The organism is Novosphingobium sp. ERN07, assembly GCF_012641335.1.
Lineage (GTDB): Bacteria > Pseudomonadota > Alphaproteobacteria > Sphingomonadales > Sphingomonadaceae > Novosphingobium.
This window is the reverse complement of sequence record NZ_JABAID010000002.1, coordinates 259646-274177: the sequence shown is the minus strand read 5'-3', so window position 1 is coordinate 274177 and position 14532 is coordinate 259646. Positions and strand designations below refer to the sequence as shown.

The 14532-nt window shown below is 60.6% G+C and carries 16 protein-coding genes; 6 read left to right on the top strand and 10 right to left on the bottom strand.

The features are described from left to right. The first annotated feature begins 11 nt into the window (after positions 1 to 11). The gene (locus tag HGI47_RS04405; RefSeq protein ID WP_168851575.1) at positions 12 to 1145 is read left to right on the top strand and encodes an epoxide hydrolase family protein; all 1134 of its coding nucleotides are present in this window, start codon (positions 12 to 14) and stop codon (positions 1143 to 1145) included. Positions 1146 to 1148: 3 nt separating this feature from the next. Here the strand turns inward: HGI47_RS04405 and HGI47_RS04400 are convergent, their stop codons facing one another. The 6 genes from HGI47_RS04400 to miaA form a co-directional block, all read right to left on the bottom strand. After that, positions 1149 to 1733 (bottom strand): YceI family protein, encoded by a 585-nt coding sequence (locus tag HGI47_RS04400; protein WP_206065991.1) that lies wholly within the window; start codon positions 1731 to 1733, stop codon positions 1149 to 1151. Positions 1734 to 1891: 158 nt separating this feature from the next. Further along, a complete protein-coding gene (locus tag HGI47_RS04395; RefSeq protein ID WP_168851574.1) occupies positions 1892 to 2107 on the bottom strand; it encodes an I78 family peptidase inhibitor in 216 nt (71 codons plus the stop codon). 297 nt (positions 2108 to 2404) lie between these two features. Next, complete coding sequence (gene ilvC, locus HGI47_RS04390) at positions 2405 to 3424, bottom strand: ketol-acid reductoisomerase (protein ID WP_168851573.1); 1020 nt, start codon at positions 3422 to 3424, stop codon at positions 2405 to 2407. Positions 3425 to 3470: 46 nt separating this feature from the next. Continuing rightward, positions 3471 to 3989 carry an acetolactate synthase small subunit gene (gene ilvN / locus HGI47_RS04385; RefSeq protein WP_168851572.1) on the bottom strand — a complete coding sequence of 173 codons (519 nt, stop codon included), beginning with the start codon at positions 3987 to 3989 and terminating at the stop codon, positions 3471 to 3473. A gap of 12 nt (positions 3990 to 4001) precedes the next feature. Further along, complete coding sequence (gene ilvB / locus HGI47_RS04380) at positions 4002 to 5750, bottom strand: biosynthetic-type acetolactate synthase large subunit (RefSeq protein WP_168851571.1); 1749 nt, start codon at positions 5748 to 5750, stop codon at positions 4002 to 4004. A 187-nt stretch (positions 5751 to 5937) separates the two neighbouring features. Next, positions 5938 to 6912, bottom strand: a complete 975-nt coding sequence (miaA, locus tag HGI47_RS04375; RefSeq protein ID WP_168851570.1) for a tRNA (adenosine(37)-N6)-dimethylallyltransferase MiaA — start codon at positions 6910 to 6912, stop codon at positions 5938 to 5940. Between miaA and serB the strand changes: the two genes are divergently transcribed. Beyond that, complete coding sequence (serB, locus tag HGI47_RS04370) at positions 6905 to 7792, top strand: phosphoserine phosphatase SerB (RefSeq protein ID WP_168851569.1); 888 nt, start codon at positions 6905 to 6907, stop codon at positions 7790 to 7792. The genes miaA and serB overlap by 8 nt on opposite strands. 1 nt (position 7793) lies before the next feature. Here serB and HGI47_RS04365 read toward each other — a convergent pair whose 3' ends face one another. Beyond that, positions 7794 to 8378 (bottom strand): hypothetical protein, encoded by a 585-nt coding sequence (locus tag HGI47_RS04365; RefSeq protein WP_168851568.1) that lies wholly within the window; start codon positions 8376 to 8378, stop codon positions 7794 to 7796. A gap of 144 nt (positions 8379 to 8522) precedes the next feature. Between HGI47_RS04365 and HGI47_RS04360 the strand changes: the two genes are divergently transcribed. Continuing rightward, on the top strand, positions 8523 to 9332 hold the full coding sequence (locus tag HGI47_RS04360; RefSeq protein ID WP_168851808.1) for a Coq4 family protein: 810 nt from the start codon (positions 8523 to 8525) through the stop codon (positions 9330 to 9332). A gap of 3 nt (positions 9333 to 9335) precedes the next feature. On the opposite strand, the gene HGI47_RS04355 is transcribed toward HGI47_RS04360, so the two are convergent. Genes HGI47_RS04355 through HGI47_RS04345 form a run of 3 tightly spaced genes read right to left on the bottom strand, consistent with a single transcriptional unit; the run spans position 9336 to position 12700 of the window. Further along, complete coding sequence (locus HGI47_RS04355) at positions 9336 to 10094, bottom strand: DUF72 domain-containing protein (RefSeq protein WP_206065990.1); 759 nt, start codon at positions 10092 to 10094, stop codon at positions 9336 to 9338. Further along, positions 10079 to 12262: a phosphoribosylformylglycinamidine synthase subunit PurL gene (gene purL, locus HGI47_RS04350; RefSeq protein WP_168851567.1), complete on the bottom strand. Its 2184-nt coding sequence runs from the start codon at positions 12260 to 12262 to the stop codon at positions 10079 to 10081. The genes HGI47_RS04355 and purL overlap by 16 nt, the downstream gene beginning before the upstream one ends. Positions 12263 to 12301: 39 nt before the next feature. Next, on the bottom strand, positions 12302 to 12700 hold the full coding sequence (locus tag HGI47_RS04345; protein WP_168851566.1) for a DUF2177 family protein: 399 nt from the start codon (positions 12698 to 12700) through the stop codon (positions 12302 to 12304). Positions 12701 to 12772: 72 nt separating this feature from the next. Between HGI47_RS04345 and HGI47_RS04340 the strand changes: the two genes are divergently transcribed. The 3 genes from HGI47_RS04340 to coaD are packed head-to-tail and all read left to right on the top strand — an operon-like array spanning position 12773 to position 14447. After that, the gene (locus HGI47_RS04340) at positions 12773 to 13024 is read left to right on the top strand and encodes an exodeoxyribonuclease VII small subunit (RefSeq protein ID WP_168851565.1); all 252 of its coding nucleotides are present in this window, start codon (positions 12773 to 12775) and stop codon (positions 13022 to 13024) included. Next, entirely contained in the window at positions 13021 to 13935 is a 915-nt protein-coding gene (locus HGI47_RS04335) for a polyprenyl synthetase family protein (protein WP_240949975.1), read from the top strand. The genes HGI47_RS04340 and HGI47_RS04335 overlap by 4 nt, the downstream gene beginning before the upstream one ends. Further along, positions 13935 to 14447 (top strand): pantetheine-phosphate adenylyltransferase, encoded by a 513-nt coding sequence (gene coaD, locus HGI47_RS04330; protein WP_168851564.1) that lies wholly within the window; start codon positions 13935 to 13937, stop codon positions 14445 to 14447. The genes HGI47_RS04335 and coaD overlap by 1 nt, the downstream gene beginning before the upstream one ends. Positions 14448 to 14532: the final 85 nt, after the last annotated feature.

Here is a 14532-nt window from a genome sequence, read left to right as displayed (position 1 = left end):
AGAGATGCTGCATGACCGTTGCCCCGTTTGTGGTGGATATTCCCCAGTCGGATATCGACGATCTGCACCGCCGGATCGACATGGCGCGCTGGCCAGAGAGGGAGACGGTGGACGATTGGTCGCAGGGCGTGCCGCTGGCGGCGTTGCAGGACTTTGTGGGCTACTGGCGCAATGATTATGACTGGTATGCTTGCCAGAAGTTGTTGAACGACTGGGGCATGTTCGAAACCGAGATCGACGGCGTGGCAATCCGGTTCCTGCATGTGCGATCACCGCACGCAGAGGCGAGGGCGCTGATCCTGACACATGGCTGGCCAGGTTCAATCCTTGAATTCCGCCGCTGCATTGCACCCCTGACGAACCCTGAAGAGCATGGCGGCACGGCAGCGGATGCGTTTCATGTCGTGATCCCGTGCCTGCCGGGTTATGGCTTTTCAGGAAAGCCTGCGGTGAAGGGCTGGAGCGTTGAGAAGATTGCGCAGAGCTGGGGCGAACTGATGCGGCGGCTCGGCTATTCGCGCTGGTTTGCACAAGGGGGAGACTGGGGTTCGGCGGTGACGACTGCGATTGCCGTGCAGCAGATAGAAGGCTGTGCGGGCATTCACCTCAACATGCCCATCGCACGGCCATTGCCCGAAGATATGGCTGGTCCGGCACCGGATGAGGCGCAGGCCCTGATGAAGATGCAGCGCTATCAAGATTGGGATTCGGGTTACTCCAAGGAGCAATCCACGCGACCGCAAACCGTGGGATACGGGCTGGTCGATTCGCCGGTGGGGCTGGCGGGCTGGATCTATGAGAAGATGTGGGCCTGGACCGACAACGAGGGCAGGGCCGAGGACGCGCTGCGCCGCGACGATATGATCGATAACATCATGCTTTACTGGCTGACGTCGAGCGGCGCTTCATCGGCTCGGCTTTACTGGGAAAGCTTCGGGAGCTTTGGGCCGAAGGACATTCCGCTGCCGGTTGGGGCGAGCGCTTTTCCCAAAGAGATTATCCCGGCACCGCGAAAGTGGTTCGAGCGGCATTGCCCGAATCTGGTGCATTGGGGTGAGCCGGAGAAGGGCGGGCACTTTGCCGCATGGGAACAACCCGAAGCCTTTGTGAAAGAGCTTCGGGTTGCGTTTGGGTTTATGAAGTAGCGCTTACTTCTTTTCGAAGGCGGCAGTGATGTCGAGCGTCACGTCGTCGGAAACGAAGGGCAGGCCGTATTTGATGTTGAAGTCCGAGCGCTTGATCGTGGCTTTGCCGTGGAAGCCAAGCGTTGCGGCCTTACTGAACGGATTGGTGCCCGCGCCTGCGAAGGTAGCGTCGACGGTTACGGGCTTGGTCACGCCATTGAGCGTGAGGTCGCCGGTGACCTTTGCGCTCATGCCATCGGCACCGGGGGTGACGCTTGTGGAGACGAAGGTGGCATCCGCAGGGGCCGCACCGAAGAAGTCGGCGCTTTTGCCCTCGGCACCGGGCTTGAGCAGGTGAGCGGTGAGGCCAGCGTTCGCTGTAACGACTTTCGAGACGGGTATTTTGACCGAAACCTTGGATGAGGCAGGGTTGGCCAGGTCAATCGTCAGCGAACCGCTGACATCACCGAACAGGCCGAAATAGTCATTGAAGCCGAAGTGGTTGACCTTCCACGCGACGAGCGAGTGACCGGCGTCGGCGGTGTAAGTGCCTGCGGTTACGCGCGCCTTGTCGGCCTTGCCCGGAACTTCGGGCATCTGCGCGACCATCGGTGCAGCGGCAGCGACGAGTGCCAGCGGAAGGGCAAGACGGAGTGCGCGGGAAAGCTTGATTATGGGGAGGGATCTCCAGCGAGGAAGGAGACCGGTGGATGCCAAAGCCGGGCAGAGCGCACAAGCTGGATTTGATAACAGTCTGGAAAGCCAGCCTAGCCGCAGCGCATGGTGGTGAGTTTTCCCTGATCATCGAGAATCAGGTTGATGCGGTCCGCGCGCCTCTCTTGCGTGATGACCGCACCGGGGCGGATCAGGCGGATGCGGTAATGGCGGATTGCCTGCGCGATTTCATCCTGCACTTTCCCCGTGATCTTCATCCCGATGAAGCGGCGGGCCTGACGCTGGTTGCAGGTGTCGTGTTCCGCCATTGGCTTGGGGCTGGATGGTTCAACCGGCGGGCGCGCAAGATCTGCGGCGGCCCCAGCAAGAAGCGGGCTGCCCAAAAGGCTGAGTGCCGCACCCGCGGCTATGGCAACCCTTTTTCGCATCTCTCAACCCTGTGATCTAGGTCACACCAAATTGGATTGATACCGATTGCGGTGGTCCCGTCCACTCCATTCGTCGAGCGGTCTGGGGCTTTCGTGGAAGAGGTTGTGATTGCGGCAAAAAAAGGGGCGGCGCGGGGCCGCCCCTTTCGGGATTTTCTGTCCGAGTTGGACCGAAGATCAGTTCTTGCTCTGGTCGACCAGCTTGTTCGCACCGATCCACGGCATCATCGCGCGCAGCTTTGCACCGGTTTCTTCGATCTGGTGACGCTTGGCGAGGCCGCGCGCAGCCTTGAGTTCCGGCTGACCAGCGCGGTTATCAAGCACGAAGGCCTTCACGAAACGGCCCGACTGAATATCAGCCAGAACGCGCTTCATTTCCTTCTTGGTTTCTTCGGTGATGATGCGCGGCCCGATGGTGATGTCACCGTATTCGGCGGTGTTCGAAATCGAGTAGCGCATGTTGGCAATGCCGCCTTCATACATCAGGTCGACGATCAGCTTCAGTTCGTGAAGGCATTCGAAATAGGCCATTTCCGGCGCGTAACCGGCTTCGACCAGGGTTTCGAAACCGGCCTGCACCAGCGCCGTTGCGCCGCCGCACAGCACAGCCTGTTCACCGAAGAGATCGGTTTCGCATTCTTCGCGGAAGTTTGTTTCGATGATGCCCGAACGGCCACCGCCAACGCCCGAAGCATAGGCGAGCGCGACGTCATGGGCATTGCCGGTCACGTTCTGGTGGATGGCAACGAGGCAGGGCACCCCGCCGCCGCGCTGATATTCGCTGCGCACGGTGTGGCCGGGGCCCTTGGGTGCGATCATGATCACGTCGATGTCGGCGCGCGCTTCGATCAGGCCGAAATGGATGTTAAGGCCGTGCGCGAAGGCTAGCGCCGCGCCGGGCTTCATGTTGGCGTGCAGATCATCGGCATAGATCGCGGCCTGATGTTCGTCGGGTGCGAGGATCATCAGCACGTCGGCCCATGCGGCGGCATCGGCGTTGGCAAGAACCTTGAAGCCGGCAGCTTCGGCCTTCTTGGCGCTAGCCGAACCCGGACGCAGCGCGATGGCCACTTCCTTCACGCCCGAATCGCGCAGGTTCTGTGCGTGGGCGTGGCCTTGCGAACCGTAGCCGAGGATGGCGATCTTCTTGTCGGTGATGAGGTTCAGATCGCAGTCTGCGTCGTAATAGACCTTCATGTCATTCCCAATCTGTGTTGAATCGTTGAAATGGCGGGTGAATTGTTCAGGCGGCGGTGGCGCCGCGGATCATGCCGACGATGCCGGTGCGGCCCACTTCGACAAGGCCGAGTTCCTTCATCAATGCGACGAAGCTGTTGATCTTGTCGGGCGCGCCCGTCAGTTCGAAGATGAAGCTGGACGTGGTGGTATCGACCACCTTGGCGCGGAACACATCGGCCAGACGCAGCGCTTCGACGCGGTTTTCACCTTTGCCCGAAACCTTGATCAGCGCCAGTTCGCGTTCAACGAATGGGCCGACTTCGGTGAGATCGGTGACCTTGTGCACCGGCACGAGGCGTTCAAGCTGCGCGCGGATCTGGTCGATGATCGGCGGCGGACCGTGCGTGACGATGGTGATCCGGCTGACATCGTGGCCATCGGTGATGTCGGCCACGGTCAAGCTGTCGATGTTGTAGCCGCGCGCGGTGAACAGGCCGGCGATCTTGGCAAGGATGCCGGCTTCGTTGTCGACCGTGATGGTGAGGACGTGGCGCTCTTGCGCCTCCTGCGGGATATGGATCATGTCAAAGGTTCCTCAGACCAGCGCTTTGGCTTCATCGTCCATCGTGCCGGCCACTTCATCGCCGTAGAGGATCATGTCGGTATGCGCGGCGCCCGATGGAATCATCGGGAAGCAGTTCGCTTCCTTGGCGACGAGGCAATCGACGAAGACCGGGCCATCGTGATCGATCATGGCCTGAATTCCGGCGTCCAGTTCGCTCTCATCCGTGATGCGGATGCCCTTCCAGCCATAGGCTTCGGCCAGCGCGACAAAATCGGGCAGGCTGTCCGAATAGGAGTTCGAATAGCGGCTTTCGTAGGTCAGTTCCTGCCACTGGCGGACCATGCCCATCCATTCGTTGTTCAGGACGAATACCTTCACCGGCAGGCGATACTGCGTGGCGGTGCCCAATTCCTGAATGTTCATCTGGATCGAGGCATCGCCCGCAATGTCGATCACCAGCGTTTCCGGGAAACCGGCCTGTGCGCCGATGGCAGCGGGAAGGCCATAGCCCATCGTACCGAGGCCACCTGACGTGAGCCACTTGTTCGGCTTCATGAAGTGGAAATACTGTGCCGCCCACATCTGATGCTGGCCGACCTCTGTCGAGATGATCGGATCGTGTGCCTTCGTCAGTTCATAGAGGCGTTCGATGGCATATTGCGGCATGATTGCGCTGGACTTGCGCGGATAGGCGAGGCTCTTGCGCGTGCGCCAGCCATCGATGCGGGCGTGCCAATCGGTAAGATCCTGAGCCTTGAATCCGCGCTGGTTCCAGGCATCGATCAACTGCGCCAGAACCTTGCCGCAATCACCGATGACAGGCAGATCAACCGCAACCGTCTTGTTGATCGAAGCGCGATCGATATCAATGTGAATCTTCTTGCTGTTGGGCGCGAAGGCATCGAGACGGCCGGTCACGCGATCATCAAAGCGGGCGCCGACACAGACGATCAGGTCGGCCTGGTTCATCGTCAGGTTGGCTTCATAGGTGCCGTGCATCCCCAGCATCCCCAGCCATGCCGGATGATCCGCAGGAAACGCGCCAAGGCCCATCAGCGTGGAAGTGACGGGTGCGCCGGTGAGCGCCTGAAGTTCGCGCAGCAGGCGCGTGGCTTCAGGGCCGGAATTGATCACGCCGCCGCCGGTATAGAACACCGGGGCCTTGGCCTTGGCGATCATTTCGATGGCTTCGGCAATTTCGTCCGCGCCGCCTTCGGTCTGCGGGGAATAGCGATTGCGCTGCTGCGGGGCCGCGCTGTTCCAAGCGGCGGTTGCGATCTGCACGTCCTTGGGAATGTCGATCACGACCGGGCCGGGGCGACCTTCGGTGGCGATGCGGAAGGCTTCGTCAATCGTCGCGGCAAGCTGCGCTGGGTCTTTGACCAGATAGTTGTGCTTGGTGCAGTGGCGCGTGATGCCGACGGTATCGGCTTCCTGAAACGCATCCGATCCGATCAGGCCAGTGGGAACCTGCCCGGTGATGACGACCATCGGAATCGAATCCATGAAGGCATCGGCAATGCCGGTAACGGCATTGGTTGCACCGGGGCCAGAGGTGACAAGGACAACGCCCGGCTTGCCAGTGGCGCGGGCATAGCCTTCGGCCGCATGGGCCGCGCCTGCTTCGTGCCGGACCAGGATGTGGCGGATGCGTTCATCGCCAAACAGCGCATCGTAGATCGGCAATACCGCGCCGCCGGGATAGCCGAACACGAATTCGACGCCCTTGGCGACAAGGCTTTCGACCAAAATCTCCGCGCCGCTGCGCTCGGTTGTCACGTTACTTCATCCTTCTTCGCGTGAGGGGCCGATAGCCCCGATACCACGCCGGAAAAACAAAAATTTCGGCCCGGCTGCGGTGTTAACCGCGCCGGGCCGTCTCTCCCTTTCGGGTGCTTGATCGACATGCAAGATGGATCAGGCAATTGACGGCCTGCTACTTGACATAAAATGAGGTGTCAAGCGGCTATGTGCGCAATAAACTTGCTACATATTCGATGTCAATGGAATTTTCGTACTCAACCCGTGGCCAATCTACCGGATTCTGGTGTCTGAGCCAGGTGTATTGCCGCTTGGCATAGTTGCGTGTGGCTTGCTGCCCGGCGGCGATGGCTGCTTGCGCGGCGATATCGCCGCGCAGGAAGGCCGCAATCTCCGGCACGCCGATGGCACGCATCACCGGGGCCGAATCGGGCAGGTTCCGCGCCAGAAGAGCTTCGACCTCGGCCAGCGCGCCATTCTGCCACATCAGGTCAAAGCGCAGATCGCAGCGGCGATAGAGCCACTGTCGTTCAGGCAGGAGAATGATCGGTGCAAGATCAATGGCATCGCCAATGCCGCCGCTTAGCTGTTGCTGCCAGTGCGCCAGTGGGAGGCCGGTGGATCGCACCACTTCAAGCGCGCGGGTTATGCGTTGAACATCAGCAGGGGCGAGGCGTGCAGCGCGGTCAGGATCTTCGGCCTGAAGCGCAGCATAAGCTTCGGCAACGGGCAGGGCGCGCACGGCTTCACGCACGTTGGCGTCGATTTCGGGCACCGGGGCAATGCCATTTAGCAAGGTGCGTATATAAAGGCCGGTGCCGCCAACAAGGATCGGCAGGGCATCGCGGGCATGGGCGGTGGCGATTTCCTGCCGGGCGGCTCTGGCCCAATCGGCAGCGGAGCAGGGCTGCGCGCCATCCCATGCGCCGAACAGCACATGTGGCACGCCCTGCATCTCATCAGGCGATGGTCTTGCGCTCAGCATGGCAAGATCGGCGTAGACTTGCGCGCTGTCGGCGTTGATCACCACGGCCTCGCGCCCCCGTGCCATCGTGCGCAAGGCGATTTTTACCGCCAGATCGCTCTTGCCGCTGGCGGTCGGCCCTGCGATGAGCGCGACGCGCGGCTTTGAAGCTGCACCGTTCACGTTCTCGCTCTGGAAGGATTCTTCGTTGATCATCGCGCGCCTGATAGCAGACCCGGAGACGCTTGGTGACAATCTCTCGCTCGCGATGGAGATGATCGAAGCGCGCGACTGGGAAGTGGCGGGGGCAGGGATGCTCGAATCCTGTGAGGACGTGCTGGAACTCGAAGTGGTCGAAGGCAATCCTGCAGGTATCCGCGAAATCCTCGACCAATGTTTCCCCGACAGCGACGTGCTGCTCAGCGAAGGCGCTATCGAAGTGCCGAACCTGTTCGTGTCGGATATGGATTCGACGATGATCGGGCAGGAATGCATCGACGAACTGGCCGATTTCGCAGGCCTGAAAGACCGTATTGCGGCGATCACCGAACGCGCGATGCAGGGTGAACTCGATTTTGAATCGGCGTTGCGCGAACGAGTGGGCTTGCTCAAGGATTTGCCCGAAAGCGCAATCACGCAGTGTCTTGATGAACGCATTCGCCCCGTGCCGGGCGCACGCACACTGGTTTCGACGCTGAAGGCGCGCGGGTGCCATACCGTGCTGGTCACGGGTGGTTTCCATTCCTTTGCCGATCCGGTGGCGGAATTGTTGGGTTTTGATCGGGTGGTAGGCAATCGCCTTGGGCTGCACGATGGCGTGCTGACCGGAGGTTTGGTCGGCGGAATCGTGGACAGTTCGGTCAAGAAGAAGGTTCTGCTCGAAGAGACGGAACGTTTGGGTGGTGAAGTGTTTAGCCTTGCGACCGGTGATGGCGCGAACGACATTCCGATGATTGAAGTGGCCAGCTACGGCCTTGCCTATCGCGCCAAGCCCAAAGCGCGCGCCGCGGCTGATGGCTGGATCGACCGGGGCGATCTGACCGCGATCCTTTCGTTGCTGGGCGTGCCGCGTTCGGAATGGGTGCTGGCCGACTGAGTCAGGCGAAGGCGGGGGCTGCGCGTTTTTGCCGCGCTGCCAGCCTGAGTATGAGTGCAGTTATGGCCAGCGCCGTCATGACGATGCCGATAGCGCGAGTTTCGGGCGCGGGAATCCGCTTTGCATAGGCGAGCGTGTAGATCAGCCAGATCACGTGGATGCCGGTGCTGTGCAGACGCTTCCAGTTCTGCCCCAGCGCGCGCATGGCGGCTTTGCTGGAGGTTAGCGCCATCAGCGCAATGAAGGCATAAGCGATACCGCCGGGAACCAGCGATGCGATGGTACGCGGTTCGGGGTTGAGGTTGGTGGCGACGACAAGTGCCACGAAATGCACTGTGTGGCTTGCGGCAAAGCCAAGGCCCCACCAGCGCCGGTCACGCATGAGGGCGCGGCTCCACGGCGCAGGGGCCAACCTTACCAGCGAAGAGGCGAGGTAGGTCGCGAGGAAAATGGGAAAACCAGCGCGTGCAGTCCAGCGTGCGGCGAGGCTCCAGCCTTCCAACGTGTTGCCGCCGCTGAACAAGCCTGCGGCGAATATCGTAAGCGCTGCAATTGTTGCAAACGCGGTTGGCCATGTGCGTGGCATAGTTTCTCCCCGTCCCTGTACGACAGGGTGCATCGTGACTGACGCATGAGCAAGCGGGATTGTCGTATGAGCGATTGACGATCTATTTACAGTATTGTTAATATGGCGACGATTGAGAAATGTGGGAGAATCATCGTGAACGCTATGACGGGCGCGTTGAGTGCCGACCTGCCGATCTATGACGAGCGCCGCCCTGAAATGCGGATGCAGCCGCTCAAAGCGTGGCACCATTTCCAGAACCTGCTGAAAGACAAGGAAAACACCGAAGAGGTTTTCTACATCTTCGAAGCTCTGCCGTGGCGCAATCTGCGCGGGCGGGCCGAAGCGTTTCTGCTGAGCGAGCGCGGACAGGCGTTGCGGGCGCGCGAGCCTTATCTTCCGGCCATTCTCGATGATCACGCCATGCTGCGCCAGACACCGAAGGGATCGCTGGCCCATGCCTATTGCGATTTCATGGAGGGCGAAGGGCTGACGGCGCAAGGGCTGGTTGACGAGTTCGAACGCTTTGCCAGCAAGCGCGAGCGTTTTGACGACCAGTTCCTGTGGTATCTTAACCGGATGCGTGATGTGCATGACATGTTGCACGTACTGACCGGTTATGGCCGCGATGCGTTGGGCGAGGCTTGCGTGCTGGCCTTCACCTACAGCCAGCAACCATCGCCAGCGCATCTGTTCATCGGATATATGGCCGGGCTGAACATCAACAAGCAGACGCGGCGCAGCGCACCGGTGTTGCGCGCGGTGCGCGAAGGTCAGAAGCTGGGCAAGGCGTGCCCGCGTTTGTGTGAACAGTCGATCACCGAACTGCTGCCGCTACCGATTGAAGAGGTACGCCAGCGTCTGAACGTCACGCCCGCAGAGCGCTATCGCGAAGCCCACGCGATCTGGCGGGGGATGGGGATCGATCCTTATGACTTGCTGGGCAATAGTGCGGCGGCAAACGCGGCCGCCTGAAATTCATACCGCCGCAATCAATGCTTGGGCCGCAGCGGGGTTTCGCTCTTTGGCGCCTGATATGAACAGGACGTAGGCATCACGACCGCCAGCTGCCCATTGATGAGCGCGATTGGCCCAGTGTGCAATTTCGGCGTTGTCGTATCCGGTAAGGCAATCTGCGGATGATTGCTGCAACCGAGCGTATGTAAAGTCAGCCGTTTGCTCTTCAAATGCCGGAAAATAGGCACTGTCTGCGAATACCACCGCCATGTTGCGTTCGCGGCAGAGATCGAAAAAGGCTTCGTCCCGGAAGCTTTCGTCGCGCACTTCAAGCGCATGGCGCAGCGTGAGGCCAGCCTGTGACCCGGGAATCAGACCAAGGAATCGAGCAAAATCGTCTCGATCAAAGCGCTTGCCGTCTCGGAATTGCCAAAGAATTGGACCAAGCTTATCGCCAAGTTCGGTGAAGCCCTGATTCATGAAAGTGGCGATTGAGTCCGCGCTTTCCGCCAAGACCTTGCGTACAGTCGTGAAGCGTGAGGCCTTCAAACTAAAGCGAAAGCCATCCGGTGCTGCGGCTGCCCAATTTGCAAAACTCTGCGGCTTCTGGCGGCCATAGTACGTAGCGTTGATTTCGATGCACGTGAGTTGGGCAGAAGCGTACTCCAGTTCACGCTTCTGCGGCAGGCCTTTTGGATAGAATTCGCCATCCCGCCACGGTTCGTAGGTCCATCCGCCGATACCGACACGGATGGACCCTTGAGTCACGCTTCCATCCAATCGCGGAAGAAGGCTTCGTTGGCTTCGCGCAGCGTGGCAACCGGCACCGAGAAACCAGGGCCAGAGACGGCATCGCCGCCGGTGGTGCCGATGCGGGTCATCGGAATGCCTGCCGCCTGAATGGTATCGGCAACCGCGCTGGTTACGATGTAGCGGCCCTGATCTTCACCGAAGGCGGTGAACTGGTCGCCAATTTCTTCAAGCTGGCAGCCGATGCCGCTGGCCATCGCCATTTCGGCAAGGGCGACAAGCAGGCCGCCGTCCGAAACATCGTGCACGGCGCTAACCTTGCCCTGTGCGATCAGGTCACGCACGAATTCGCCGTGGCGGCGTTCGGCGGCGAGATCGACCTTGGGAGCGTCGCCATCTTCGCGGCCATGAATTTCGCGCAGCCAGAGCGACTGGCCAAGATGGCCGTTGTTGTGGCCGATCACGAAGATCGCTTCGCCTTCAGCCTTGAACGGGACGGTGGCCATGATTTCGTGATCGAGCATCAGGCCGACGCCGCCGATGGCGGGCGTAGGCAGGATGGCCGAACCGCCGCCAGTGGCCTTCGATTCGTTGTAGAGCGAGACGTTGCCTGACACGATGGGATAGTCGAGCGCGCGGCAGGCATCGCCCATGCCGTTCAGCGCTTCGACGATCTGTGCCATGATTTCAGGCCGCTGCGGGTTGGCGAAGTTCAGACAGTTGGTGATGGCCAGCGGCCGCGCGCCCACTGCGCAGATGTTGCGGAAGGTTTCGGTGACGGCCTGCTTGCCGCCCTCGTAAGGATCGGCATAGCAATAGCGCGGGGTGCAATCGGTGCTGATGGCCAGCGCCTTTTGCGTGCCGTGGATGCGCACGACGGCGGCGTCTCCGCCAGACTTTTGCAATGTGTCGGCGCCAACCTGCGAATCGTACTGTTCGAAAATCCAGCGACGGTTGGCGAGATCAGGGCAGCCGATGAGCTTGACCAGATCTGCGCCAAGGTCTGCGCTTTGCGGGACATTGCCGAGCGGTGCGACGTTGGCCCATGCCTTGTATTCAGCCAGCGACAGGGCGGGGCGATCATAAAGCGGTGCGTCTTCGGCCAGCGGGCCGAGCGGAATGTCGCACACCACTTCGCCCTTGAAGGTCAGCACCATGTGGCCGGTGTCGGTCACTTCACCGATCACGGCGAAGTCCAACTCCCACTTGCGGAAGATCGCCTCGGCCATCGCTTCCTTGCCGGGTTTCAGCACCATGAGCATACGCTCCTGGCTTTCCGACAGCATCATTTCATAGGGGGTCATGCCCTCTTCACGGCACGGAACCTTGTCCATGTCGAGAATGATGCCAGCCTTGCCGTTGGTCGCCATTTCGACCGACGACGAGGTAAGGCCCGCCGCGCCCATGTCCTGAATCGCCACAATCGCGTCGGTCGCCATCAGCTCGAGGCAGGCTTCGATCAGCAGCTTTTCGGTAAAGGGATCGCCCACCTGAACGGTGGGGCGCTTGGCTTCTGAATCCTCACCGAAATCGGCGCTGGCCATCGTTGCGCCGTGGATGCCGTCGCGGCCGGTCTTCGATCCGACATAGACGATGGGGTTACCAAGGCCGGTGGCGGCAGAATAGAAAATCTTGTCCGTGTCAGCCACGCCAACGGTCATCGCGTTGACGAGGATGTTGCCGTCATAAGCGGGGTGGAAGTTCGTTTCACCACCAACGGTCGGCACGCCGACGCAGTTGCCATAACCGCCGATACCCGCGACGACGCCTTGGACGAGGTGCTTCATCTTGGGGTGATCAGGGCGGCCAAAGCGCAGCGCATTCATGTTGGCTACGGGGCGCGCGCCCATCGTGAACACGTCACGCAGGATGCCGCCAACACCGGTTGCCGCGCCTTGATAGGGTTCGATGTAGGACGGGTGGTTGTGGCTTTCCATCTTGAAGATGGCAGCCTGTCCATCACCGATATCGATAACGCCCGCGTTTTCGCCGGGGCCGCAGATCACCCAAGGCGCCGAGGTGGGCAGCTTCTTCAGGTGGATACGGCTCGATTTGTAAGAGCAATGCTCTGACCACATGACCGAGAAGATGCCAAGCTCGACAAGGTTTGGCTCACGACCAAGCGCGTGCAGGACACGCTGGTATTCTTCCTCGGACAGCCCGTGGGCGGCGACGACATCTGCGGTGATCTCGGACATGGCGCGCGCCTTAGCGATATGGCGCGCAAGAGGCTAGTCTTAACCTGCGAATTTGAGCGCGATCCATGTGGCTGCCGTTGCGGCAACGGTCGTGGCGAACGTGCCCCAGATAACATCGATCACCGTCAGATGGACTGGCCAGCGTGCCAGCACGGCCTGACTCGTGAGGTCATAAGTCATGTAGCACATCGCGCCGAGTATCGCGCCGTTCAGGGCCGCTGATCCGACACCTTGGACAAGGCCTGGCCGAATGGCGAACCAGACCATGCCGGCAAGATACAGGACATAAAAAACGACCGCTGGCGCAAGACGGAACTGCGCGGCAAGCAAGTCTCCGAGAGCGGGGCGATAGAGTCGTGGTCCCGCCCAGCCAAGCCAGACTGCATCGAGCGCACCGAACACCACCGCGGCAGCGACATAGGCGATAAGGTATTGCATCGTCGGCATCTCTCCCCGTTGGACACGGATCGAAGCTTGACCGCACCCTTATGCCTCGTCAATGCTGCCCCGATGGGAACCGTACCTGATATCGCCGGCCTCAGTTTCGAAGAAGCGCTGAAGGAACTCGAAAACGTCGTGCGCCGACTCGAAAGCGGCGATGCTCCGCTGGATGAATCGATCGACCTGTATGCGCGCGGGGATGCCCTGCGTGCGCACTGTCAGGCGCGGCTTGATGCAGCACAGGCCCGGATTGAAGCGATCGTGGCGGACCGCGATGGCAAGCCACAGGGCTTGCGGCCATTTGACGAAAACCAGGGTTGAGCGAGGCGACAATCGTGGCTGAAACCGGACTGTTGAAGCCAGCGCTGAGGGCGATTGCCGAGGATATCGACAACAGCTTCGACCTGCTGCTGCCGGTGCCAAGCGATCCGCGTGACCGTCTGGTAGAGGCGATGCGCTATGCCGCGATTGGCGGTGGGAAGCGTATCAGGCCCTTGCTGGTCTGCGCTTCTGCTGCGCTACACGGCGTTTCGCGCGAAGCGGCGGTTCGGGTTGGCACCGCGATTGAGGCGATCCACGTCTATTCGCTGATCCATGATGATCTGCCTTGCATGGACAACGATGCGTTGCGCCACGGCAAGCCTACGGTTCATCTGGCTTTCGACGATGCCGCTGCCGTGTTGGCGGGCGATGCACTGCATGACTTCGCTTTCGAAGTGCTGTCCGATCCGGCAACGAGCGGCGATCCCTTCACCCGTATCGAACTGATCCGCACGCTGGCGACGGCAAGCGGGATGAACGGCATGTGCGGTGGCCAGATGATGGATATCGTGGCCGAAAGTTCCAGCTTTGATCTGCAAACGGTTACGCGCCTGCAGCAGTTGAAGACCGGAGCACTGCTTTCTGCTGCGGTTGAGATGGGGGCGATTCTCGGCAAGGTTCCGCCAGAAGGGCGCACCCATTTGCGCGGCTACGCGCGCGATATCGGCCTGGCGTTCCAGATTGCCGATGACCTGCTCGATGCCGAAGGGGACGAGGCTGCTGCCGGAAAGGCGCTGCGCAAGGACGAGGCGCAGGGCAAGGAAACATTTCTCTCTCTGCTCGGGGCGGATCGCGCGCGTGAACAGGCGCGCCTGCTGGTAGATCAGGCAATACAGCATCTTTCCAGTTATGGCCCGGAGGCCGATCTGCTGCGCGAACTGGCGCGCTTCATCGTGGAGAGGAATCACTGATGGCGCAGCGCATCGGCGTTTATCCCGGCACTTTCGATCCGATCACGCTCGGCCATCTCGATATCATTCGGCGTGGGGCCAAGCTGGTCGACAAGCTGATTATCGGGGTGACGACCAATCCTTCGAAAAACCCCATGTTCTCAACCGATGAGCGCATGGATATGGTCACGCGCGAAGTTGCAGATCAGGGTATCGATAATGTCGAGGTCGTTGGTTTCAACGCTCTACTGATGAAGTTCGCTCGTGCCCAAGGTGCCAGCGTGATCGTGCGCGGGCTGCGCGCCGTTGCGGATTTCGAGTACGAATATCAGATGGCCGGGATGAACCAGCAGCTCGATGCAGAAATCGAGACGGTGTTTCTGATGGCCGATGTCAGCTTGCAGCCGATCGCATCGAAACTGGTCAAGGAAATCGCGCTGTTCGGTGGCGAAATCGCGGATTTCGTGACGCCTAAGGTCCGGGACGAGGTTGTCGCGCGGGTGGAAAAGATGGGCCGTCTCGGCGATTATTGATTTCCCCAGCGGAAACAAACGGCAATCGTTCATTGCAGCGACAGCGCGAGCAGCCTATCGGCGCTTCACGCATTCGGGAGTTCGA